A 21,319-nucleotide genomic window follows, 5' to 3' on the forward strand; every position below is an offset into this window, starting at 1 on the left:
CATGGACATCCGCCCCATCCTCAGCACGCTGCGCCGGCACAAGACTGCCGCTGCCCTGATCGTGCTGGAAGTCGCACTGACCTGCGCCATCGTCTGCAACGCGCTGTTCCTGGTCAGCCAGCGCGTGGAGAAGATCAGCATGCCCAGCGGCATCGCCGAGAACGAACTGGTGATGCTCCGCGTCAGCGGCATCGGCAAGCAGACCGATGCCATGGCCCGCACCCGTGAGGACCTGGCGTCATTGCGTGCGCTTCCCGGCGTCAGCAACGTCACCATCATCAACCAGGTGCCTTTCCGCAACGGCTCGTCCAGCAGCAGCATCTCGCGGGAGATCGACCAGGAACGGCCGACCACCAACGCTTCGATGTACACCCTGTCCGAGAACGGGCTGGCGACGATGGGCATCAACCTGATCGCCGGCCGCGATTTCCTGCCCGGCGAGTACCAGAACTTCGAAGACGCCAGCAAGGGGGGCGCCAAGGAAAACGCCATCCCGGTCATCCTCACCCAGGCCACCGCCGCCAAGATGGAACCCAACGGCAGCGCGCTGGGCAAGACCTACTACATGGGCAAGCAGCCGCTGCACGTGGTCGGCATCGTCGACACGCTCAGCACGCCCAACGGCTGGAATGACAACTGGACGAACTCCATGCTGCTGCCCATGCGGCGCACCTTCGACGAGGGTGGCACCTATGTGCTGCGCACTTCGCCGGAACGCCGCCAGGAGGTGCTTGATGCGGGGGCTGCTGTACTGGAGCGCAACGACCCCAACCGGCTGATGCGCGACAAGCTGACCTATGAAGACCAGCGCAAGGACTTCTTCAAGAACGACCGCGCGATGGTTGGCCTGCTGATCACCGTCAGCGTCTCGCTGCTGGTGGTCACCGCACTGGGCATCATCGGCCTGGCCAGCTTCTGGGTGCAGCAGCGCAGCAAGCAGATCGGCATTCGCCGCGCACTCGGTGCCACCCGCGGGCAGATCCTGCGCTACTTCCAGACCGAGAACTTCCTGCTGGCCTCGCTGGGCATCGTGCTGGGCATGCTGGCGGCCTACGCGATCAATCTGGCACTGATGAACCTGTACGAGCTGCCACGCATGCCCCTGTACTACCTGCCGCTGGGCGCGCTGCTGCTGTGGGTGCTGGGCCAGGTCGCGGTGTTCGGGCCGGCCCGGCGCGCGGCAGCGGTCCCGCCCGCAGTTGCCACGCGGGGCGCGTGAGATGCGTGCCTGCCGGATGCTGTTGATGGCACTGCTGCCACTGCCGGCGCTGGCCGGCGGTGGCAGCTCGCAGACGCTGGAATGGCGCCAGGATGATGCCCGCCTGGCGCTGCGCTCGACCGAGGGCCAGGTACGGGTGGAAGCCGCGCGTCCGGAAGCCCGCTTCGGCGTGCGCAGCGGCGACCGCATCCTGCGCCTGGACGATACGGCTGTGCGGCGGATCGAGCATCTTGCCGATGCGCTGCGGCATTCCAGTGCCCCGACTGCGTACCTGTTGCTGCGCCGCGACAAACGCGAGCTCACCGTCCCGGTGGACGCCACCTCGTGGCGGCTGGCGCTGGTCGCTCCGCCACCGCCGCCACCGCCGCCACCCGCGCGGCGCTGAAACCAGCCCGCCCTCGTCGCCGCGGCTTTGGCTATGCTTGATGGGTGGCGCCGGGCTCTCCCGGCGTATGGATACGAACACGGCTCCATCGGCGCCGCCCATCCCTTTCTGCAGAACTGCTTGATGCCTTCGATCCTGATCATCGACGACAACGCCAGCGTGGGCACCGCGCTGGACGTGCTGTTCTCCCTGCATGACATCGACACCCTGCAGGCGCAGAGCCCGGCCGAAGGGCTGGCCCTGCTCGAGTCGCAGCCGGTTGATCTGGTGATCCAGGACATGAATTTCAGCGAGGACACCACCTCCGGCGAGGAGGGCGAAGCGCTGTTCGCACAGATCCGCGCGCGCCACCCGGACCTGCCGGTGATCCTGCTCACCGCCTGGACCCACCTGAGCAGCGCGGTGGACCTGGTCAAGGCCGGTGCCGCCGACTACCTGGCCAAGCCCTGGGACGACCGCAAGCTGCTGACCACGGTCAACAACCTGCTCGAGCTGTCCGAGGCACGCCGCGAGCTGGACCGGCGGCGCGCGCGTGAGCTGCGGCAGCGCAACGCGCTGGAAGAGAAGTACAAGCTCTGTGGCGCGGTCTTTGCAGATCCGGCCAGCGAGCGCGTCATCGCGCTCGCCTGCCAGGTCGCGCGCTCCGAACTGCCGGTGCTGATCACCGGTCCCAACGGCGCTGGCAAGGAGAAGATCGCGCAGATCATCCAGGCCAACTCGCTGGTGGCCAAGGGCCCGTTCATCACGGTCAACTGCGGCGCATTGCCGTCGGAACTGATCGAAGCCGAACTGTTCGGTGCCGAGGCCGGTGCGTACACCGGCGCCAACAAGGCACGCGAAGGCAAGTTCGAGGCCGCCGATGGTGGCACCCTGTTCCTGGATGAGATCGGCAACCTGTCGCTGGGCGGGCAGATGAAGCTGCTGCGTGTGCTGGAAACCGGCCGCTTCGAGCGTCTTGGCTCCAATCGCGAGCGCCAGGTCAAAGTCCGCGTGGTCAGTGCGACCAATGCCGACCTGCCGGCGATGATCCGCGACGGCACCTTCCGCGAAGACCTGTACTACCGCCTCAATACGGTGGAACTGGTACTGCCACCATTGGCCGAACGCCCGGGCGACATCGTGCCGCTGGCCGAGCGCTTCCTGACCGCCGGCAAGCCGCTGTCCAGCGCCGCCACCGCGGCCCTGCAACGGCATCCCTGGCCCGGCAACGTGCGCGAACTGCGCAACGTGATCCAGCGCGCCGAGCTGCTGGCGACCGGCAACCGCATCGAAGTGGCCGACCTGAACCTGCCGCGTGCCGCACCTGCTTCGCGACCGGCGCCCAGTGCCGGCAATGATCCTGACCGTGCGCGCATCGAGGATGTGCTGGCGCGCAACCACGGCGTCATCGCCCAGGCCGCCGCCGAACTCGGCCTGAGCCGCCAGGCGCTGTACCGGCGCATGGACCGGCACGGCATCCCACGCGAATGAAGCGGCGTTCGTTCACCTTCCGCCTGTTCCTGCGCCTGCTGCCGGTGCTGGCGCTGGCCGCCGCGTTGCCGTGGCTGCTGGCGTACTGGATGGACCACGGCTGGGTTGTGACCACCGTGTCGGCACTGATCCTGCTGTCGCTGATGTGGTGGACGCTGCGCCGTGCCACCGCCCCCGTGCGGTCACTGATGCGGGCCCTGGCGGGCACCACCAGCAGCTATCGCGACGGCGAATACAACTTCGGCGTGCACTGGCCCGGCAATGACGAGCTCGGCGACCTGGTGCAGGCACACCGCGAACTGGGTGATGTACTGCGTGCACAGCGGCAGGGCCTGGTGCAACGCGAGCTGCTGCTGGACACAATGGTGCAGAACACGCCGGTGGCGATGCTGCTGATCGCCTCCGGCGGCGATGGCATCGCCCGCGTGGTGTTCTCCAACTTGGCCGCGCGCAAGTTGCTGCATGGCGGCTGGAAGCTGGAAGGACAGCGCCTGGAGGACGTGCTGGAACAGGTGCCGGTGGAACTGCGCGATGCCATCGCCCGCGGCGGCGACAGCCTGTTCGCGGTGCATGCGGAAGGCGAAGACAGCGACGAGGATGACGAACAGGTCTATCACCTCTCACGTCGTTCTTTCCACCTCAATGGCCGTCCGCACGACCTGTTGCTGGTACGCCTGCTCACCGCCGAGCTGCGCCGCCAGGAAGTGCAGACGTGGAAGAAGGTGATCCGGGTGATCAGCCATGAGCTGAACAACTCGCTGGCACCGATCGCTTCGCTGGCACACTCCGGCGGCGTGCTGGTGCAGCGCGAGCGCTTCGATCGGCTGCCGGAGATCTTCACCACCATCGAAGACCGGGCGCGCCATCTGGAAGGTTTCATTCGCGGCTATGCGCGTTTTGCCAAGCTGCCGCAGCCGCAGTTGCAGACCGTGCACTGGGCCCCCTTCCTGTCCAGCCTGCGCCAGCAGATTCCGTTCACCATGGAGCGCGAGCCGGACGAGGAACTGAGTAGCCGCATCGACATCGCGCAGTTCGGGCAGGCGTTGTTGAACCTGTTGAAGAACGCGCATGAGGCCGGCGCCGAAGCCGATCCGCCCAATGATGACGTGCAGGTGCAGCTGACGCGGTTGCCGCAATGGCTGCGCCTGGATGTGCTGGACCGTGGCAAGGGCATGAACGAGCAGGTGCTGCAGAACGCGCTGATGCCGTTCTATTCCACCAAGCGCAACGGCACCGGGCTGGGGCTGGCGTTGACCCGCGAGATCGTGGAGGCGCACGGCGGGCGTGTGTCACTGCAGAATCGTGGCGATGGCGGGTTGTGCGTCTCGATCCTGCTGCCGGTGGGGTGAGTTGCCGACTTGGCTCGGTCTGCCAGTGGATCCACGCCATGCGTGGATGTGCCGACCAGGGTCGGCACCTACCAGACCCGCCGCATCGCCACCCGCAGGTGCATCGGAAACCCGAGCGCAGCCTCTTCCGCCATCACCGACTGCAGCCCGGCATCCCACTCCGCCTCCGGCACTTCAACGAATCCTTCGCTGGCATAGAAAGGCGCATTCCACGGTACGTCGATCAACGTTGTCAGCACCGCTGACGCGTAGCCGTCGGCCCTGGCCTGTGCCAACGCATGGCGCAACAACGCGCGGCCATGGCCTTGCCGCCCGTGTGCAGGATCCACATCCATCTGCAGCACATGGAACTCGCCTGCCAATTCTCCCGCCAGCACGTAGCCGGCAATGCCGCCGCCGGCCGCATCCACCACCCACAACTGCCCGCGCTCAAGGCCGTACTGCAGTGTCGCCAGGTCCAGGCCGTGGCCGGTGAACACCCGATAGGCTTCGTGGTCCCTGAGCAGTTCGCCAGCGCGCTGTTCAATGCCCGGCAGCAGGCCGAGCTCGTCGGCGTGCGGAATGCGTGCCTCAGGCCTTCTTGAGCGGGCGCTTCCAGCCATCGATGGTTTCCTGCCGTGCACGTGCCAGTGTCAACTTGCCATCAGGCGCGTTGCGGGTAATGACCGAGCCGGCGGCGATGGTCGCGCCTTCGCCGATCAGTACCGGCGCGACCAGCGAACTGTTGGAGCCAATGAATGCGTTGTCGCCGATGGTGGTGGTCGACTTGTTTACGCCGTCATAGTTGCAGGTGATGGTTCCTGCACCGATGTTGACCTTGCTGCCGATCACCGCGTCGCCCAGATAGGTGAGGTGGTTGGCCTTGCTGCCCACACCGAGGGTGACCTTCTTGGTCTCGACGAAGTTGCCGACGTGCACGCCATCGGCCAGCACGGTGCCCGGGCGCAGCCGTGCGAACGGGCCAATCTGCGCAGCGCCTTCGGTGACCACGCCGTCCAGATCACAGTGCGCACGCACTTCGGTGCCTGGCCCCAGGTTGACGTCCTTCAGCCTGTTGAACGGGCCTACGGTGACGCCGTCACCGAGCACGATGTTGCCTTCAAGGACAACGTCGACATCGATCAGCACATCGCTGCCCACGGTGACGGTGCCACGGATATCCAGGCGTGCCGGGTCGCGCACGCGCGCGCCCTGTGCGCACAGTGCACGCACCGCACGGCGCTGCCAGGCGCGCTCCAGCTGCGACAGCTGCCAGGGATCATTTGCCCCCTCGGCCTCCTGCGCATCGGCGACCAGCGCCATCTCGGCCGGGGTGTACTCGTTCGCGGCGAACGCGAACACGTCAGTGAGGTAATACTCGCCCTGGGCGTTGCTGTTGGACAGCTGCGACAGCCAGCGGCGCAGCGCGGTCGACTCGGCGGCGATGATGCCGGTATTGATCGTGCGCACGCGCAGCTGGTCGTCAGTGGCGTCCTTCTGCTCGACGATGGAGCCGACCTTGCCCTCCGCATCGCGCAGCACGCGGCCGTAACCGGTCGGGTCATCGAGCTCGGCCACCAGCACCGCCAGGCGCCCCGGCTCCGACAGCAGGTGGCGCAGGGTCTGCGCACGGATCAGCGGCACATCGCCGTACAGCACCAGCACCTGCGCCGCATCGGGCACCTGCGGCATCGCCTGCGCCACGGCGTGGCCGGTGCCGAGCTGCTGCGCCTGTTCGGCCCACTGCAGGTCGGGCTGGTCGGCGAAATACTGCCGCACCGCCTCGCCACCATGGCCATGGACCACGTGGATCGCCGTAGGCTGCAACTCGCGGGCCACATCGATCACATGCGCCAGCATCGGCTGGCCGGCGATCGGCTGCAGCACTTTCGGCAGCACCGACTTCATGCGCTTGCCCGCGCCAGCGGCGAGGATGATGACGTGCAGGGGTTGGGTCATGGAAAAGGCGGTCCGTGGTTCGTTGCAGATGATTCTAGAGCGTGGGCCGTTAACATGGGCATCCCGCCTCCTTCACCACGCTGATGGGCCTCGTCCGCCAGGGAAGCACCTATCTCGTCATCGGGCTCGTGCAGCTGCTGGTCGATTGGCTGGTGTTCGTGGCCGCCAGTGCGCTGGGCATGCCGGTCGCGCCGGCCAATATCACCGGTCGCTTGGCCGGCATGCTGCTGGGCTTCTGGCTCAACGGCCGCTACACCTTTGCCGAGGCCGGCACCCGCAAGCTGGGATGGAAGCGCTTTGCACGCTTCTTCGGGCTGTGGCTGCTGCTGACCGCAGCGAGCACGCTGCTGGTCAGCCTGGTCGACCAGGCGCTGGGCCTGCAGTACACGTGGCTGGCCAAGCCGCTGGTGGAAGGCGGGCTGGCCTGCGTGTCGTTCCTGTTGATGCGCTACGTGGTGTATCGCTGAGACGGGGCGGGATCCGGGATGCCGGATCGGGACCGGGACCGGGATCGGGATCGGGATCGGGATCGGGATCGGGATCGGGATCGGCATCGGCATCGGCATCGGCATCGGCATCGGCATCGGCATCGGCATCGGTAGAGTCGACTGTCAGTCGACTGCTCTTCCATCAGGCCGCGAAAATCCCGCGCTGCGCGCGGTAGTCGACTAACAGTCGACTCTACCCCGTCGACTCTACCCGGTCGGCGCTGCCCCGCCAGCACAAACAAGAACGCCGGCACAGGGCCGGCGTTCTCGTGGGTGCAGCGCGAACCTCAGTGCTTGAGATTCTTGCGCAGGCGTTCCAGTGCCTGCAGCTGGACGACGGCCTCGGCCAGCTTCTGCTGGGCTTCGGCCACTTCCATCGCTTCGCCGCGGTTGGCCAGGATGCGTTCGGCTTCTTCCTTGGCCTTGCGGACCGAGGCTTCGTCGATGTCCTGCGCGCGGATCGCGGTGTCGGCCAGCACGGTCACCACCTGCGGCTGCACTTCCAGGATACCGCCGGAGATGGCGAAATCCAGCTGCTCGCCATTCGGCGTGGTCACCACCACCTTGCCCGGCTTCAGGCGGGTGATCAGCGGCGCGTGCTTGGGCGCGATGCCCAGTTCGCCCAGCTCACCGGTGGCCACGACCAGGGTCGCTTCGCCACGGAAGATTTCCTGCTCGGCGCTGACGATGTCGCAACGGATCGTGCTCATGCAAATCTCTTCGCTGTTCGCGGCGGCGCAATGCCACCGTGGGGGTCCACCGGCGCGGGCGGTTGCCCGGCGCCGGCGTCAGGTCGGGCAGGATAGCTCCCGCCCGTCCCGGATCAGGCCTTCTCGGCCATCTTCTTGGCCTTCTCGACCGCTTCTTCGATGCCGCCGACCATGTAGAACGCCTGCTCCGGCAGGTGGTCGTACTCGCCATCGACGATGGCCTTGAAGCCACGGATGGTGTCCTTCAGCGGCACGTACTTGCCCGGCGAACCGGTGAACACTTCGGCCACGTGGAACGGCTGGCTGAAGAAGCGCTCGATCTTACGGGCGCGCGACACGGCCTGCTTGTCCTCTTCGGACAGTTCGTCCATGCCCAGGATCGCGATGATGTCCTTCAGTTCCTTGTACTTCTGCAGGGTCTGCTGGACGCGCTGGGCGGTGTCGTAGTGCTCGTGGCCGATGACCAGCGGGTCCATCTGGCGGCTGGTGGAGTCCAGCGGATCGACGGCCGGGTAGATACCCAGCGAGGCGATCGAACGCGACAGGGTGACGGTCGAGTCCAGGTGGGCGAAGGTGGTCGCCGGCGACGGGTCGGTCAGGTCGTCCGCGGGAACGTAGACGGCCTGGATCGAGGTGATCGAGCCGTTCTTGGTCGAGGTGATGCGCTCCTGCAGGACGCCCATTTCCTCGGCCAGGGTCGGCTGGTAACCCACCGCGGACGGCATACGGCCCAGCAGTGCCGACACTTCGGTACCGGCCAGGGTGTAGCGGTAGATGTTGTCGACGAACAGCAGGACGTCCTTGCCCTTGCCGTTTTCGTCCTTCTCGTCGCGGAAGTACTCGGCCATGGTCAGGCCGGTCAGCGCGACGCGCAGACGGTTGCCCGGCGGCTCGTTCATCTGGCCGTACACCATCGCCACCTTGTCCAGGACGTTGGAGTCCTTCATTTCGTGGTAGAAGTCGTTGCCCTCACGGGTACGCTCACCCACGCCGGCGAACACGGACAGGCCGCTGTGCGCCTTGGCGATGTTGTTGATCAGCTCCATCATGTTGACGGTCTTGCCGACGCCGGCGCCGCCGAACAGGCCGACCTTGCCGCCCTTGGCGAACGGGCACATCAGGTCGATGACCTTGATGCCGGTTTCCAGCAGCTCGGTGGCCGGGGACTGGTCTTCATACGACGGCGCAGCGCGGTGGATTTCCCAGTTGTCGCTGGCAGCGACCGGGCCGGCTTCGTCGATCGGACGGCCCAGCACGTCCATGATGCGGCCCAGGGTGCCGGCACCGACCGGCACCGAGATGCCACGGCCGGTGTTGACGGCAACCAGGTTGCGCTTCAGGCCGTCGGTGGAACCGAGGGCGATGGTACGCACCACGCCGTCACCCAGCTGCTGCTGGACTTCGAGGGTGATCTCGGTGTTTTCCACCTTCAGTGCGTCGTACACCTTCGGCACCGATTCACGCGGGAATTCGACGTCGACGACCGCGCCGATGATCTGAACGATCTTGCCCTGACTCATTGCTGCATCCTCTAATGTGTGCTTTGAACGAACGCGGTCAGACTGCTGCCGCGCCGCCGACGATTTCGGAGATTTCCTGGGTGATCGCTGCCTGGCGCGCCTTGTTGTAGACGAGCTGCAGGGTGCCGATCAGCTTGTTGGCGTTGTCGCTCGCCGCCTTCATCGCAACCATGCGTGCGGCATGCTCGGAGGCGACGTTTTCCAGCAGTGCCTGGTACACCAGCGACTCGATGTAACGCGTCATCACGTGCTCCAGCACGGTCGCGGCATCGGGTTCGTACAGGTAATCCCAGTCGTGGTGAGCGACCTGCTTCTCAGCCGGCGGCAGCGGCAGCAGCTGATCGAAGCTGGCCTTCTGCACCATGGTGTTCACGAAGCGGTTGTACACCAGGTACACGCGGTCGATCTTGCCTTCGGTGAAGGCGTCGAGCATGACCTTGATCACACCGATCAGCGATTCCAGCTTCGGCACGTCGCCGATGTGGGTCACGCTGCCGACCATGTTGACCTTCACGCGGCGGAAGAAGGTCGAAGCCTTCTGGCCGATGGTCACCAGGTCCACTTCGGCACCCTTGTCCTGCCATGCCTTGGCTTCGCCCAGCATCTTGCGGAACAGGTTGTTGTTCAGGCCGCCGGCCAGGCCGCGATCGGAGGAGATCACGATGAAACCGACCCGCTTGACCTGCTCGCGCTCGACCAGGAACGGATGCTGGTAGTCGGTGCTGGCCTGGGCCAGATGACCGATCACCTGCTTCATCGCCTGCGCGTACGGACGCGAGGTCTTCATCCGATCCTGCGCCTTGCGGATCTTGGAGGCCGAGACCATTTCCAGGGCGCGCGTCACCTTGCGGGTGTTCTGCACGCTCTTGATCTTGGTTTTGATTTCGCGTCCGCTTGCCATCTCTTGTTTCCCGTGGCGCGGGGCTGATGCCCCGCGTTGTTCAACCGTTTGTCATCTGGTCCAGCGGAGCCGGAGGCTCCGCTCTACAGGACCGCGATTACCAGCTGCCGGTGGTCTTGAACTCGGCGATGCCCTTCTTGAAGGCACCTTCGATGTCGTTGTCCCAACCGCCGGTGGCGTTGACCTTGCTGATCAGCTCGCCCTGGGTGTTGGCGAAGTGGGCGTGCAGGCCTTCTTCGAACGCCAGCAGCTTGTTGACCGGCACGTCGTCCAGGTAACCCTCGTTGACGGCGTAGATCGACAGCGCCTGGTTGGCGATCGACATCGGCGCGTACTGCTTCTGCTTCATCAGCTCGGTGACGCGCTGGCCACGCTCCAGCTGCTTGCGGGTCGCTTCGTCCAGGTCCGAGGCGAACTGCGCGAAGGCAGCCAGCTCACGGTACTGGGCCAGCGAGATACGGATACCGCCCGACAGCTTCTTGATGATCTTGGTCTGGGCCGAGCCACCGACGCGCGACACCGAGATACCGGCGTTCACGGCCGGGCGGATGCCGGCGTTGAACAGGTCGGTTTCCAGGAAGATCTGGCCGTCGGTGATCGAGATCACGTTGGTCGGAACGAACGCGGACACGTCGCCGGCCTGGGTTTCGATGATCGGCAGCGCGGTCAGCGAACCGGTCTTGCCGGTGACCTTGCCTTCGGTGAACTTCTCGACGTACTCCTCGGACACGCGGGCAGCGCGCTCGAGCAGACGGGAGTGCAGGTAGAACACGTCACCCGGGTAGGCTTCACGGCCCGGCGGACGCTTCAGCAGCAGCGAGATCTGGCGGTAGGCGACGGCCTGCTTGGACAGATCGTCGTACACGATCAGCGCGTCTTCACCGCGGTCCATGAAGTACTCACCCATGGTGCAGCCCGAGTAGGCGCTGATGTACTGCATGGCAGCCGATTCGGAAGCGGTCGCGGCCACCACGATGGTGTGGGCCAGCGCGCCGTTCTCTTCCAGCTTGCGCACGATGTTGGCGATGGTCGACGCCTTCTGGCCGATCGCAACGTACACGCACTTGATGCCGGTGCCCTTCTGGTTGATCACCGCATCGATCGCCATGGCGGTCTTGCCGGTCTGGCGGTCACCGATGATCAGCTCGCGCTGGCCACGGCCGATCGGGATCATCGAGTCGACCGACTTGTAACCGGTCTGCACCGGCTGGTCGACCGACTTGCGCCAGATCACGCCCGGAGCAACGCGCTCCACCGGAGCGGTCAGGTCGGTGCCCAGCGGGCCCTTGCCGTCGATCGGCTCGCCCAGCGCGTTCACGACGCGGCCCAGCAGTTCCGGACCGACCGGCACTTCCAGGATGCGACCGGTGGTCTTGGCGACGTCGCCTTCGCGCAGGTGCTCGTAGTCACCCAGGACCACGGCGCCGACCGAGTCGCGCTCCAGGTTCAGGGCCAGTGCGAAGGTGTTGTTCGGCAGTTCGATCATTTCGCCCTGCATCACGTCGGCCAGACCGAAGATGCGCACGATGCCGTCGGACACGCTGGTCACGGTGCCTTCGTTGCGCGATTCCGCGGCCAGCTTGACCTTCTCGATGCGGTTCTTGATCAGTTCGCTGATTTCGGAGGGGTTGAGCGTGGTTGCCATCGTCAAGTCCTAGTGCCGGCAGCGGGGCCGGACGTTAAATGAATTCAGTTAGCGAGCGCGGTCTGCAGACGGGCCAGCTTGCCCTTCAGCGAACCATCGATGACCACGTCGCCGGCGTCGATCACGGCGCCGCCGATCAGCGAGGCATCGACCGCGGTGGTCACGTCGACCTCGCGGTTGAAGCGCTTGCGCAGCGCGACCTTGATCGCATCCAGCTCAGCGGCCGACAGTTCGGCGGCCGAGGTGACGGTGGCCTTGACCACGTGCTCGGCTTCGGCGCGCAGGGCGTCGAACATGCCGGCGATTTCCGGCAGCAGCGGCAGACGGTGCGACTCGGCCAGGACGGCCAGGAAGCGCGAGTAGGTCTCGCCGTGCGACACCGGCGCCAGCAGGGCGACGGCGTCGTCACGACCCAGCTCCGGGTTGGCGAGCAGGGCCGCCACGCGCGGGTCGGCGGCGACGTGGGCGGAGAACGCCAGGGCGTCCGACCACGGCGCGAACGCGCCTTCGTCGCGCGCGGTCGCGAACGCGGCGCGGGCGTACGGGCGGGCAAGCGTGAGGGCCTGGCTCATCCTTAGATCTCCGAGGCCAGCTCGTCGAGCAGCGCCTTGTGGGCGTTGGCATCGATTTCGCGCTTGAGCAGCTTTTCGGCACCGGTCACGGCCAGCGCGGACACCTGCTTGCGCAGATCTTCACGGGCACGGTTGGCGGCGGCGTCGATTTCAGCCTGGGCCAGTTCCTTCTGACGGGTGGCTTCGGTGATCGCTTCGTTACGGGCAGCATCAACGATCTGGTTGGCACGCGCGTGGGCCTGATCGATGATCTCGTTGGCCTTGGTGCGGGCTTCCTTCAGCGCTTCGTTGACCTTCTCCTGCGCCTGGGCCAGATCTTTCTGGCTGCGGTCGGCAGCAGCGAGGCCCTCAGCAATCTTCTGCTGGCGCTCCTCGATCGCGTTCATCAGCGGCGGCCAGATCTTGGTCGCGATGATCCAGATCAGACCAGCGAAGGCCAGCGCCTGCGCAAGAAGGGTGAAATTGATATTCATGGTTAGCTCGATCGCTGGTTTCGGGGTGGACGCGCCGCCGTAGCGGCACATCCGGCCTTCATCCGAAACCGGGTGCATCAGCACCCGGTCGTCTCAAACCGCTGTATCAGCCGGCCAGAGCCTTGGTGACGGCGCCAGCGAAGGCAGCCGACAGCGGGTTGGCGAAGGCCAGCAGCAGGCCAACGGCGACCGAGATGATGAACGCGGCGTCGATCAGGCCGGCGGTGATGAACATGCGGACCTGCAGGACCGGGATCAGTTCCGGCTGGCGGGCGGCCGACTCCAGGAACTTACCAGCCATGATGGCCAGACCCAGACCGGCGCCCAGCGCGGCCAGGCCGATCATGATGCCGACGGCAAGGGCGGTGGAGCTCTGAATCTGCGCGAAGTTGGTCAGGACGGCGAAGTACATGGTTATCTCCAGGAACTTAAGTTGCTAAGGGTGATGAAACGGATGAAGGTTGAAACGCGTTGAAGCTTGAAACTCAGTGAGCGTCTTCCGACAGGCTCAGGTACACGATCGACAGCATCATGAAGATGAAGGCCTGCAGCGGGATCACCAGCAGGTGGAACAGCATCCAGCCGAGGCCGAACACACCACCGGCAATGGCACCGAAGAAACCGGCACCACCCAGCACCCAGATCAGCAGGAACACGATTTCGCCGCCGAACATGTTGCCGAACAGTCGCATCGCCAGCGAGATCGGCTTGCTCAGCCACTCGACGATGTTGAGGATCAGGTTGAACGGCATCATCCACTTGCCGAACGGCGCCGTCAGGAATTCCTTGATGAAGCCGCCCAGGCCCTTGGACTTGAGCGCGAAGAACAGCATCAGGAAGAACACGCTGATGGCCATGCCCAGGGTGGCGTTGACGTCAGCGGTCGGGACCGGCTTCCAGTAGTGCACGCCCGCCCATTCCAGCGGCTTGGCGATGAAATCGGCCGGGATCATCTTCAGCAGATTCATCAGCAGAATCCAGAAGAAGATCGTGATGGCGATCGGCGTGACCAGCTTGCTCTTGCCGTGGTAGGTGTCCTTGGCCTGGCGGTCGACGAACTCCAGGCAGATCTCGACGAAGGCCTGCCACTTGCCCGGCACGCCGGCGGTGGCCTTGCGGGTCCCCAGCCAGAACGCGACCACGATCACCAGGCCCATCAGGACGGCGGTGAGGAAGGTATCGACGTGGATATGCCAGAACATACCCTCACCCTTGCCGACCGGCGCGGTCAGGTTGTGCAGGTGATGCTGGATGTAGCTGGTAGGGGTTAGAGCCTCGCCCGCCATGTGTCCGGAACCTTCAGTTAATTGAATTCTGTCAACGCCTGGCCATGGCCAGGACCTGGAACATCAAGCCGACGGCGATACCGGCCAACAGCGCCAACGCAGGCAGCTTGAAGACCAGGAACCCCACCAGCAGGACGCCGAAAACCACGACCCACTTGGCCACGATCGCAATGATCAGGCGAGCCATCGCCGATCCTGCGGCCACCGCACCTCCGCCCAGCGCCATCCGTGCTGCAACCCAGCCACCGGCCGAAATGGCCACACCAGACGCCAGCGCGCCGAGGGCATATTTCGGACCGACCAGCAGGAAGGCCAGGGCCAGGACAGCGACCGCGGCCAGCGGGTAGACCGCGGCGCGCAGCATCAGTCGCCGACCCGCGTCAACGGAGTTCAGCACAGGACGTCCCGCGTGGTTGCATGTGGAGGGTTGAGGCGGCTACAGCAGGGGGGGGCCTCATCGAGCCGCCAAATTATAGCAATGGGACAATTTGCGAGACAACCGCTGCCTGTTCATCCCGGGAAAGCGCAAGTTGCGGTAACGGTTACATTTTTGCGTACCACCGGGGGGACAATGACGTCCGCACGATGTTGCACCGCAGTATTGAACTTTGGTCGCAGTCGACGGAACTTTCACCGGATGCGCCGGTCCGATTCCTCGACCTGCCTGCAGCATCCTCGTCGGCTCCACCCCGCAGGTCCCACGATGGCCCCGAAGCCCGGCTCCGGGGCCATCTTTTTGCATCGTCGCGACAGCGCTGAACCGTGCACACGCCGTGGACCATACGTTCACGGATGGTGGACGGGCCTGTCCCGCACAGTGGTCTTCATTCTGATGAACCACTGCAAGGACTCTTCGATGCGCCCCGTACCCACCCTGCTCGCCCTTTCCCTGCTCGCTGCCGGCGCCTCGTTCGCCAATGCCGCCCACGCCGCCGAAGGCGACGACCGTTTTGCCCTGCGCCTGGGTGCGATGAATATCGACTCGGACAACACGCTCCGCGGCAACACCAACGTGGCCGGCCAGGACATCGGTTTCTCCGAGGACTTCAAGCTGGGTGGCAAGGAGTGGGAGCCGCGCATTGACGGCATGTTCCGCATCAGCAACCGCCAGCGCCTGCTGTTCAACTACTTCAAGTACGACAAGGACCGCCGCGAGACCCTCGGCCAGGACATCTCCTTCGGTGACGTCAGCGTGCCTTCCGGCAGCTTCGTCAAGGGCGAGCTGAAGTACCAGGTGGCCAGCCTGGTCTACGACTACTCGGTGGTGGACACCGACACCTTCGACCTCGGCCTGCAGCTGGGTGCCGAGTACGCCAAGGTCAGCACCAAGGCCTACGCCGATCTGGGCACTGTCTATGAAGGCCAGTTCCTCAACGAGAAGACCGACGGCGTGGCGCCGGTGGTCGGTGCACGCTTGAGCTTCACCCCGTCCGAGAAGTGGATGATCACCCTGCAGGGCCAGTACCTCAACACGCGCTGGGGCAGCTTCGATGACTACAAGGGCGACCTGAGCCGCGCCAACGCCATCGTCGACTACCGCTTCACCAGGAACTTCGGCGTGTTCGCCGGCTACGACTGGTTCAAGCTTGATGCGGACAAGAAGGGCAGCGATGGCACCATCGGCCTGAAGCAGGAATTCAAGGGCCCGGTGGCCGGTATCAGCTTCGTGTTCTGACACCCGCCCCTTCCACGGCACTCTCTCTCCTGGCGCGGCCTCCGGAACATCGGGGCCGCGCTCTTTTGTGCTGTTTTTCCCTGCGTGCAGGAGCAAGAGCAGCTGGGTCGAGCGCTTGAGGGAGCGGGTCAGGCATCCCGGCGGCCTGAGCACCGGCTCTCGACTATCCGCAAGCCGAGCCGCTGTGCGGGTGGCAGGCGTTTGGACAAAGTAAAGGAGGAGGCGACCGCCGCAGGCGAGTGACGGGGACATTTGCCCAAATGCCTGCCACCCGCGCGGCGGCCCGAACGCTCGCAATGAGAGTGATCGAGGCTCAACAAAAAAACCCCGGCAAACGCCGGGGCTTTTCATTTGGAACGGCGCGGGCGCCTTACTTCTTCTTCGGCATGTACAGATCGGTGATCGTGCCGTCGTAGATTTCCGAGGCCATCGCCACCGACTCGCTCAGCGTCGGGTGGGCGTGGATGGTGTGGCCGATGTCTTCGGCTTCCGCACCCATCTCGATGGCCAGGCCGATCTCGGCCAGCAGGTCACCGGCATGCACGCCAACGATCGCACCACCGATGATGCGGTGGGTCTCTTCGTCGAAGATCAGCTTGGTGAAGCCCTCGGTACGGCCGATGCCGATCGCGCGGCCACTGGCAGCCCACGGGAACTTGGCCACGCCGACCTTCAGGCCCTTGGCCTTGGCTTCGGTCTCGGTCACGCCAACCCAGGCGATTTCCGGGTTGGTGTAGGCCACCGACGGAATCACACGGGCCACCCACTCCTTCTTGTGGCCGGCAGCCACTTCGGCGGCCAGCTTGCCTTCGTGCGTGGCCTTGTGGGCCAGCATCGGGTTGCCGACGATGTCGCCGATGGCAAAGATGTGCGGCACGTTGGTGCGCATCTGGCGATCCACCGGGATGAAGCCACGCTCGGTGACCTGCACGCCGGCCTTCTCGGCATCGATCTTCCTGCCGTTCGGCGAACGCCCGACGGCCACCAGCACGCGGTCGAAGGTGCCCTGCGCCAGCGCAGGCGCCTGGCCTTCCTCGGCAGCTTCAAAGGTCACGGTGATGCCCTTGGCATCGGCGGTGACGCCCGAGGCCTTGGTCTTCAGGTGCACTTCGATGCCCTGCTTCTTCAGGCGGTCGGCCAGCGGCTTGACCAGGTCCTTGTCGGCGCCCGGCATCAGCTGGTCCATGAACTCGACCACAGTGACCTTGCTGCCCAGCGCGCTGTACACGGTGGCCATTTCCAGGCCGATGATGCCGCCGCCGACGACCAGCAGCGAGCCCGGCACTTCGGCCAGCTCCAGCGCATCGGTGGAGTCCATCACGCGCGCGTCGTCCCACGGGAAGTTCGGCAGCTTCACCGCCTGCGAACCGGCAGCGATGATGCACTTCTGGAAGCGCAGCAGCTGGGTGCCGCCGTCAGCGGCGGTGATTTCCATCTCGTTGGCCGAGATGAACCTGCCGACGCCCTGCACGTTGCGGACCTTGCGCTGCTTGGCCATGCCGGCCAGGCCCTTGGTCAGCTGGTTGACGACCTTTTCCTTGTACTGGCGCAGCTTGTCCAGGGTGATGGTCGGCTTGCCGAACTCGACGCCGAAATCACCGGCATGGGCCACTTCGTCGATTACCGCGGCGGCGTGCAGCAGCGCCTTGGACGGAATGCAACCGACGTTGAGGCAGACGCCGCCGAGGCTGGCGTAGCGCTCGACCAGTACCGTATCCAGGCCGACGTCGGCGGCGCGGAAGGCGGCGGTGTAGCCGCCCGGGCCGGAACCCAGCACGACCATTTCGCATTCGATGTCGGCCGGCTTGCCGCTGGACAGCGCCGGCTTCGGCGCAGCCGGTTCAGCCGGGGCGCGGTGCGATGGGGTCACCGGCGGCTTGCTGGCCGGAGCGGCCGCAGCCGGAGTCGGCGCAGCGGCCTTGGCCGGGGCTTCGGCGGCGCCTTCAGCGTCCAGCACCACGACCACGGCGCCTTCGGACAGGGTGTCGCCCAGCTTGACCTTGATTTCCTTGACCACGCCGGCAGCCGAGGACGGCACTTCCAGGGTGGCCTTGTCCGATTCCAGGGTCACCAGACCCTGATCCTTCTTCACCGTGTCGCCGACGGCGACCAACACTTCGATCACCGGCACATCGCTGTAATCGCCGATGTCGGGAACCTTGACTTCAATCGTGGCCATGGTGGGTTTTCCTCGTGCCCGACCGGCATGGCCGGTGGGCTGTCACTGCATCTGTTCACGCGGCCGCGCCAGGGGCTGCGGCCGCACGGTGGGGGCGAAGCGGTGCTTTACAGCAGCACGCGGCGCATGTCGGCCAGTACCTGGGACAGGTACGTGGTGAAGCGTGCGGCCAGGGCGCCGTCGATGACGCGGTGGTCGTAGCTCAGCGACAGCGGCAGCATCAGCTTCGGTGCGAATTCCTTGCCGTTCCAGACCGGCTGGATGGACGACTTGGAGACACCGAGGATGGCCACTTCCGGTGCATTGACGATCGGGGTGAACGCGGTGCCACCGATGCCGCCCAGCGAGCTGATCGAGAAGCAGCCGCCGCTCATGTCGGCCGGGCCGAGCTTGCCGTCGCGCGCCTTCTTGGCCAGTTCGCCGGTTTCCTGCGCGATCTGCACCACGCCCTTCTTGTCCACGTCGCGGATCACCGGCACGACCAGGCCGTTCGGCGTGTCGGCGGCGAAGCCGATGTGGAAGTACTTCTTCAGGGTCAGGTTTTCGCCGCTGGCATCGAGCGAGGCGTTGAATTCCGGGAACTTCTTCAGCGCCGCGGCGCTGGCCTTGATCAGGAAAGCAAGCATGGTCAGCTTGATGCCGGCCTTCTCGTTCTCCTTGTTCAGCGCCACGCGCAGCGCTTCCAGGTCGGTGATGTCGGCCTGGTCGAACTGGGTGACGTGCGGGATCATCGCCCAGTTGCGGGCCAGGTTCGCGCCGGAGATCTTCTTGATGCGCGACAGCGGCTGGACTTCGGTCTCGCCGAACTTGCTGAAGTCGACCTTCGGCCAGGGCAGCAGGTTCAGGCCACCACCGGCAGCGACGGCAGCACCGCCGGCAGCCGGCACGCCACCGCTGAGCGCGGCCTTGACGAACTTCTGCACGTCAGCCTTGGTGATGCGGCCGCCCTTCTCGGTGCCGTTGATCTGCAGCAGGTCCACGCCCAGTTCGCGGGCGAACACACGCACCGCCGGGGTGGCATACGGCACCTTGGCCGGCAGCACGCCATCAGCGTTGAACTGCACCGGCGGGCTGGACGGGGTACCGGCCGAGGCGATCTCGCGGGCCGCCAGCTTGTCCGGCTGCGCCGGCACGGCGACCGGCTCGACCTTGGTGGCTGTCTCAGCGGCTGCAGGCGCGGCGGCAGCGGCGGCCTTGGTCGGTGCCGGCGCGGCAGCGCCCTCGGCCTCGATGATCGCAACCACATCGCCCTGCGACAGGTTGTCGCCGACCTTGACCTTGATCTCCTTGACCACACCGGCCACCGAGGACGGCACTTCCATGGTGGCCTTGTCGCTTTCCAGCGTGACCAGGCCCTGGTCCTTCTTGACCGTGTCGCCAACGGCGACCAGGACTTCGATGACCGGAATGCCGGCGTAGTCGCCGATGTCCGGCACCAGCGCTTCAACGGCACCACCGCTGGCAGCCGGAGCAGCTGCGGCCGGGGCCGGCGCGCTCTGGGTAGCGGCAGCCGGGGCAGCGGCCTTGGCCGGCGCCGGCGCGGCAGCCGCCGGCTTGGCGGCGTCCGCTTCGCCTTCAGCCACTTCGATCAGGGCCACGACCTTGCCTTCGGACAGGCTGTCGCCCACCTTGACCTTCAGCTCCTTGACCACGCCAGCCACCGAGGACGGCACTTCCATGGTCGCCTTGTCGCTTTCCAGCGTCACCAGCCCCTGGTCCTTCTTGACCGTGTCGCCGACGGCGACAAGCACCTCGATTACCGGGATATCGCTGTAGTCACCGATATCGGGGACAAGTGCTTCCTTGATTTCGGCCATGGGGATAACTCCGGCAATCTGGTGTAGGGAAACGTCTATTGTGCGGCCAGCGGGGTCCAGCGCCAACCGTTACAGGTGTTTTCAGTACGCACGCAGCCGGGACACGCTGTTGCCCATGGGTTGCGCCTGCCACCAGTCGGTAGCGTATTGTCCCTACGATGTCCGCTTCATGTCGCCAGTGCGTCTGCCACCGGCTGCCAGGCCTGGCGCAGGCGCGGCAGCGACCAGGCCGCATTGGCCGGGCTGGTCGACGGCAGTACCACCCGTTTCGGCGGGGCCTCCAACCGTGGCAGCACCCAACGCTGGAATGCCTGCGCTGACGCGGCGCCATTGCAGCCAACCAGCTTCAGCTCGGGCAACGCGGCGATCAGTTCCGGCAGTGCATTGGGCACTTCCGTGCCACGCACGATCTCCGCATCCAGACTGCCCCGGCGCTCACAGCGGCCGATCACATCCCACAGGCCGATGCCTGCGGCGTTCAACGCCTGCAGCCGCGCTGCATAGGGCAGATCCGCACTGAAGCCACAGATATCGGCCATCAACGGCCAGAAACGGTTGCGCGGATGCGCGTAGTAGCGCTGCTCCTGCAGCGACGCCACGCCTGGCATCGAGCCCAGCAGCAGCACGCGGCACTGCACGTTCACCTGCGCTTGCAGGCCAATGCACAACGTTGCTTCGCTCACATCTTCTCCAACTGCATGAATGTCAGCGAGGGCCGAAAACCCCATGAATACAGGCATTCCGCACCCGTCGCTGAACAAGGAAAACTATTTTTTAACGTGCGTCGGATTCGATTCATGTTGGGGCGACTACGGTGTGCTCGCCCCGCAACCGGGGGCCCAAAACAAGAAACATTAGGAGATACCCCCATGCGCTCCATCCGTATCCTGAGTCTCGCCCTGCTGACCTCCGCCGCCTTTGCACCGGCCGCTTTCGCCCAGGACAGCAGCAGCACCGACACTGCCTCGGGCAAGCATTTTGCCGTGGTTGGCGGCATCTCGCTGCTGGAACCGAAGAACGACCCGATCACCGGCGTGAAGAAGACCGATGGCGGCCCGGCGCCGACCGTCAGCTTCAGCTACTACATCAACGATAACTGGGCCGTTGAACTGTGGGGCGCTGCCGACAAGTTCGAAAACAAGTTCAAGGGCCCGAACAACGCCCGCCTGGGCTCGGTCGAGCAGCAGCCGGTCGCGCTGAGCGGCCAGTACCACTTCGGCCAGGCTGACAACGTGTTCCGCCCGTTCGTGGGCGTGGGCTACTACCAGTCGAGCTTCAGCAACGAGAAGCTGGGCAACGGCGCTGACACCGACATCCGCTTCAAGGATGCCAAGGGCGTGATCGGTACCGTCGGCGTGGACATGAACATCAACTCCACCTGGTTCGCCCGTGCCGACGCCCGCTACATGCGCGCCCGCCCGGACGTGAAGGTTGGCGGCGAAAAGATCGGCGAAGCCAAGATGGATCCGTGGACCGTCGGCTTCGGCATCGGCGCCCGCTTCTGATCCAGGCTGCACCTGCTTCACTGATGTAACGCGACGGGCCCTTCGGGGCCCGTCGTCGTTTCCGTCACCCGCGTTCCACCTGTAGAGCCGAGCCCATGCTCGGCTGCTTTTATGTAGAGTCGAGCCCATGCTCGACTGCCTTTTTGTAGAGTCGAGCCCATGCTCGACTATCGGGAAAGCAGCCGAG

General features: G+C 65.4%; 21 protein-coding genes. 7 read left to right on the forward strand and 14 right to left on the reverse strand.

The features are described 5' to 3' along the window. Window position 1: 1 nt before the first annotated feature. From ACTXG9_RS09420 to ACTXG9_RS09435, 4 genes are all read left to right on the forward strand, one after another. On the forward strand, window positions 2–1,219 hold the full coding sequence (locus tag ACTXG9_RS09420; protein ID WP_019660723.1) for an ABC transporter permease: 1,218 nt from the start codon (window positions 2–4) through the stop codon (window positions 1,217–1,219). Between the two features lie 16 nt (window positions 1,220–1,235). After that, window positions 1,236–1,604, forward strand: coding sequence for a PDZ domain-containing protein (locus ACTXG9_RS09425; RefSeq protein ID WP_031270494.1), 369 nt, complete (start codon window positions 1,236–1,238; stop codon window positions 1,602–1,604). A 123-nt stretch (window positions 1,605–1,727) separates the two neighbouring features. Beyond that, a complete protein-coding gene (locus ACTXG9_RS09430; protein WP_111098356.1) occupies window positions 1,728–3,074 on the forward strand; it encodes a sigma-54-dependent transcriptional regulator in 1,347 nt (448 codons plus the stop codon). Further along, window positions 3,071–4,423 carry a sensor histidine kinase gene (locus ACTXG9_RS09435; RefSeq protein ID WP_019660726.1) on the forward strand — a complete coding sequence of 451 codons (1,353 nt, stop codon included), beginning with the start codon at window positions 3,071–3,073 and terminating at the stop codon, window positions 4,421–4,423. Before ACTXG9_RS09430 ends, ACTXG9_RS09435 begins: the two co-directional genes overlap by 4 nt. Window positions 4,424–4,491: 68 nt before the next feature. Here ACTXG9_RS09435 and ACTXG9_RS09440 read toward each other — a convergent pair whose 3' ends face one another. Both ACTXG9_RS09440 and glmU read right to left on the reverse strand, forming a co-directional pair. Continuing rightward, window positions 4,492–5,025, reverse strand: a complete 534-nt coding sequence (locus tag ACTXG9_RS09440) for a GNAT family N-acetyltransferase (protein ID WP_019660727.1) — start codon at window positions 5,023–5,025, stop codon at window positions 4,492–4,494. Beyond that, the gene (gene glmU / locus ACTXG9_RS09445) at window positions 4,994–6,361 is read right to left on the reverse strand and encodes a bifunctional UDP-N-acetylglucosamine diphosphorylase/glucosamine-1-phosphate N-acetyltransferase GlmU (RefSeq protein ID WP_021203878.1); all 1,368 of its coding nucleotides are present in this window, start codon (window positions 6,359–6,361) and stop codon (window positions 4,994–4,996) included. Before glmU ends, ACTXG9_RS09440 begins: the two co-directional genes overlap by 32 nt. Before the next feature lie 83 nt (window positions 6,362–6,444). Between glmU and ACTXG9_RS09450 the strand changes: the two genes are divergently transcribed. Further along, complete coding sequence (locus ACTXG9_RS09450; protein WP_021203877.1) at window positions 6,445–6,828, forward strand: GtrA family protein; 384 nt, start codon at window positions 6,445–6,447, stop codon at window positions 6,826–6,828. A 308-nt stretch (window positions 6,829–7,136) separates the two neighbouring features. On the opposite strand, the gene ACTXG9_RS09455 is transcribed toward ACTXG9_RS09450, so the two are convergent. The 9 genes from ACTXG9_RS09455 to ACTXG9_RS09495 form a co-directional block, all read right to left on the reverse strand. After that, window positions 7,137–7,559: a F0F1 ATP synthase subunit epsilon gene (locus ACTXG9_RS09455; protein WP_005419509.1), complete on the reverse strand. Its 423-nt coding sequence runs from the start codon at window positions 7,557–7,559 to the stop codon at window positions 7,137–7,139. A gap of 113 nt (window positions 7,560–7,672) precedes the next feature. Further along, window positions 7,673–9,079, reverse strand: a complete 1,407-nt coding sequence (gene atpD / locus ACTXG9_RS09460; protein WP_005419510.1) for a F0F1 ATP synthase subunit beta — start codon at window positions 9,077–9,079, stop codon at window positions 7,673–7,675. A gap of 37 nt (window positions 9,080–9,116) precedes the next feature. Beyond that, entirely contained in the window at window positions 9,117–9,980 is an 864-nt protein-coding gene (atpG, locus tag ACTXG9_RS09465; RefSeq protein ID WP_005411129.1) for a F0F1 ATP synthase subunit gamma, read from the reverse strand. A gap of 97 nt (window positions 9,981–10,077) precedes the next feature. Beyond that, the gene (atpA, locus tag ACTXG9_RS09470; protein ID WP_005419511.1) at window positions 10,078–11,625 is read right to left on the reverse strand and encodes a F0F1 ATP synthase subunit alpha; all 1,548 of its coding nucleotides are present in this window, start codon (window positions 11,623–11,625) and stop codon (window positions 10,078–10,080) included. A gap of 44 nt (window positions 11,626–11,669) precedes the next feature. After that, window positions 11,670–12,197 (reverse strand): F0F1 ATP synthase subunit delta, encoded by a 528-nt coding sequence (locus tag ACTXG9_RS09475; protein WP_019660730.1) that lies wholly within the window; start codon window positions 12,195–12,197, stop codon window positions 11,670–11,672. A 2-nt stretch (window positions 12,198–12,199) separates the two neighbouring features. Next, window positions 12,200–12,670: a F0F1 ATP synthase subunit B gene (locus tag ACTXG9_RS09480; protein WP_005419512.1), complete on the reverse strand. Its 471-nt coding sequence runs from the start codon at window positions 12,668–12,670 to the stop codon at window positions 12,200–12,202. A 106-nt stretch (window positions 12,671–12,776) separates the two neighbouring features. Beyond that, the gene (atpE, locus tag ACTXG9_RS09485; protein ID WP_005411133.1) at window positions 12,777–13,082 is read right to left on the reverse strand and encodes a F0F1 ATP synthase subunit C; all 306 of its coding nucleotides are present in this window, start codon (window positions 13,080–13,082) and stop codon (window positions 12,777–12,779) included. 73 nt (window positions 13,083–13,155) lie between these two features. Beyond that, window positions 13,156–13,956, reverse strand: coding sequence for a F0F1 ATP synthase subunit A (gene atpB, locus ACTXG9_RS09490; RefSeq protein ID WP_005411134.1), 801 nt, complete (start codon window positions 13,954–13,956; stop codon window positions 13,156–13,158). Between the two features lie 31 nt (window positions 13,957–13,987). After that, window positions 13,988–14,353, reverse strand: coding sequence for a hypothetical protein (locus ACTXG9_RS09495; RefSeq protein ID WP_014648497.1), 366 nt, complete (start codon window positions 14,351–14,353; stop codon window positions 13,988–13,990). A gap of 459 nt (window positions 14,354–14,812) precedes the next feature. Here ACTXG9_RS09495 and ACTXG9_RS09500 point away from each other — a divergent pair, with 459 nt between their 5' ends. Further along, complete coding sequence (locus tag ACTXG9_RS09500; RefSeq protein WP_019660733.1) at window positions 14,813–15,631, forward strand: hypothetical protein; 819 nt, start codon at window positions 14,813–14,815, stop codon at window positions 15,629–15,631. 370 nt (window positions 15,632–16,001) lie between these two features. Here ACTXG9_RS09500 and lpdA read toward each other — a convergent pair whose 3' ends face one another. From lpdA to ACTXG9_RS09515, 3 genes are all read right to left on the reverse strand, one after another. Then, complete coding sequence (lpdA, locus tag ACTXG9_RS09505; RefSeq protein WP_456115819.1) at window positions 16,002–17,810, reverse strand: dihydrolipoyl dehydrogenase; 1,809 nt, start codon at window positions 17,808–17,810, stop codon at window positions 16,002–16,004. Between the two features lie 107 nt (window positions 17,811–17,917). Beyond that, the gene (gene aceF, locus ACTXG9_RS09510) at window positions 17,918–19,627 is read right to left on the reverse strand and encodes a dihydrolipoyllysine-residue acetyltransferase (RefSeq protein WP_456115820.1); all 1,710 of its coding nucleotides are present in this window, start codon (window positions 19,625–19,627) and stop codon (window positions 17,918–17,920) included. Between the two features lie 167 nt (window positions 19,628–19,794). Next, window positions 19,795–20,310, reverse strand: a complete 516-nt coding sequence (locus tag ACTXG9_RS09515) for a DNA-deoxyinosine glycosylase (protein ID WP_207049357.1) — start codon at window positions 20,308–20,310, stop codon at window positions 19,795–19,797. Between the two features lie 186 nt (window positions 20,311–20,496). Between ACTXG9_RS09515 and ACTXG9_RS09520 the strand changes: the two genes are divergently transcribed. Then, on the forward strand, window positions 20,497–21,132 hold the full coding sequence (locus ACTXG9_RS09520) for an OmpW/AlkL family protein (protein WP_019660737.1): 636 nt from the start codon (window positions 20,497–20,499) through the stop codon (window positions 21,130–21,132). Window positions 21,133–21,319: the final 187 nt, after the last annotated feature.

The organism is Stenotrophomonas maltophilia group sp. LNF247, from assembly GCF_054083135.1.

What these genes read in the sequence shown, in the direction of transcription:
- aceF (WP_456115820.1), bottom strand. Translation starts at nt 19,627, where the DNA reads ATGGCCGAAATCAAGGAAGCACTTGTCCCCGATATCGGTGACTACAGC.
- glmU (WP_021203878.1), bottom strand. Translation starts at nt 6,361, where the DNA reads ATGACCCAACCCCTGCACGTCATCATCCTCGCCGCTGGCGCGGGCAAG.
- lpdA (WP_456115819.1), bottom strand. Translation starts at nt 17,810, where the DNA reads ATGGCCACGATTGAAGTCAAGGTTCCCGACATCGGCGATTACAGCGAT.
- atpG (WP_005411129.1), bottom strand. Translation starts at nt 9,980, where the DNA reads ATGGCAAGCGGACGCGAAATCAAAACCAAGATCAAGAGCGTGCAGAAC.
- ACTXG9_RS09440 (WP_019660727.1), bottom strand. Translation starts at nt 5,025, where the DNA reads ATGGCTGGAAGCGCCCGCTCAAGAAGGCCTGAGGCACGCATTCCGCAC.
- ACTXG9_RS09430 (WP_111098356.1), top strand. Translation starts at nt 1,728, where the DNA reads ATGCCTTCGATCCTGATCATCGACGACAACGCCAGCGTGGGCACCGCG.
- ACTXG9_RS09455 (WP_005419509.1), bottom strand. Translation starts at nt 7,559, where the DNA reads ATGAGCACGATCCGTTGCGACATCGTCAGCGCCGAGCAGGAAATCTTC.
- atpE (WP_005411133.1), bottom strand. Translation starts at nt 13,082, where the DNA reads ATGTACTTCGCCGTCCTGACCAACTTCGCGCAGATTCAGAGCTCCACC.
- ACTXG9_RS09480 (WP_005419512.1), bottom strand. Translation starts at nt 12,670, where the DNA reads ATGAATATCAATTTCACCCTTCTTGCGCAGGCGCTGGCCTTCGCTGGT.
- ACTXG9_RS09435 (WP_019660726.1), top strand. Translation starts at nt 3,071, where the DNA reads ATGAAGCGGCGTTCGTTCACCTTCCGCCTGTTCCTGCGCCTGCTGCCG.
- ACTXG9_RS09500 (WP_019660733.1), top strand. Translation starts at nt 14,813, where the DNA reads ATGCGCCCCGTACCCACCCTGCTCGCCCTTTCCCTGCTCGCTGCCGGC.
- ACTXG9_RS09475 (WP_019660730.1), bottom strand. Translation starts at nt 12,197, where the DNA reads ATGAGCCAGGCCCTCACGCTTGCCCGCCCGTACGCCCGCGCCGCGTTC.
- atpA (WP_005419511.1), bottom strand. Translation starts at nt 11,625, where the DNA reads ATGGCAACCACGCTCAACCCCTCCGAAATCAGCGAACTGATCAAGAAC.
- ACTXG9_RS09425 (WP_031270494.1), top strand. Translation starts at nt 1,236, where the DNA reads ATGCTGTTGATGGCACTGCTGCCACTGCCGGCGCTGGCCGGCGGTGGC.
- ACTXG9_RS09450 (WP_021203877.1), top strand. Translation starts at nt 6,445, where the DNA reads ATGGGCCTCGTCCGCCAGGGAAGCACCTATCTCGTCATCGGGCTCGTG.
- atpB (WP_005411134.1), bottom strand. Translation starts at nt 13,956, where the DNA reads ATGGCGGGCGAGGCTCTAACCCCTACCAGCTACATCCAGCATCACCTG.
- ACTXG9_RS09520 (WP_019660737.1), top strand. Translation starts at nt 20,497, where the DNA reads ATGCGCTCCATCCGTATCCTGAGTCTCGCCCTGCTGACCTCCGCCGCC.
- atpD (WP_005419510.1), bottom strand. Translation starts at nt 9,079, where the DNA reads ATGAGTCAGGGCAAGATCGTTCAGATCATCGGCGCGGTCGTCGACGTC.
- ACTXG9_RS09420 (WP_019660723.1), top strand. Translation starts at nt 2, where the DNA reads ATGGACATCCGCCCCATCCTCAGCACGCTGCGCCGGCACAAGACTGCC.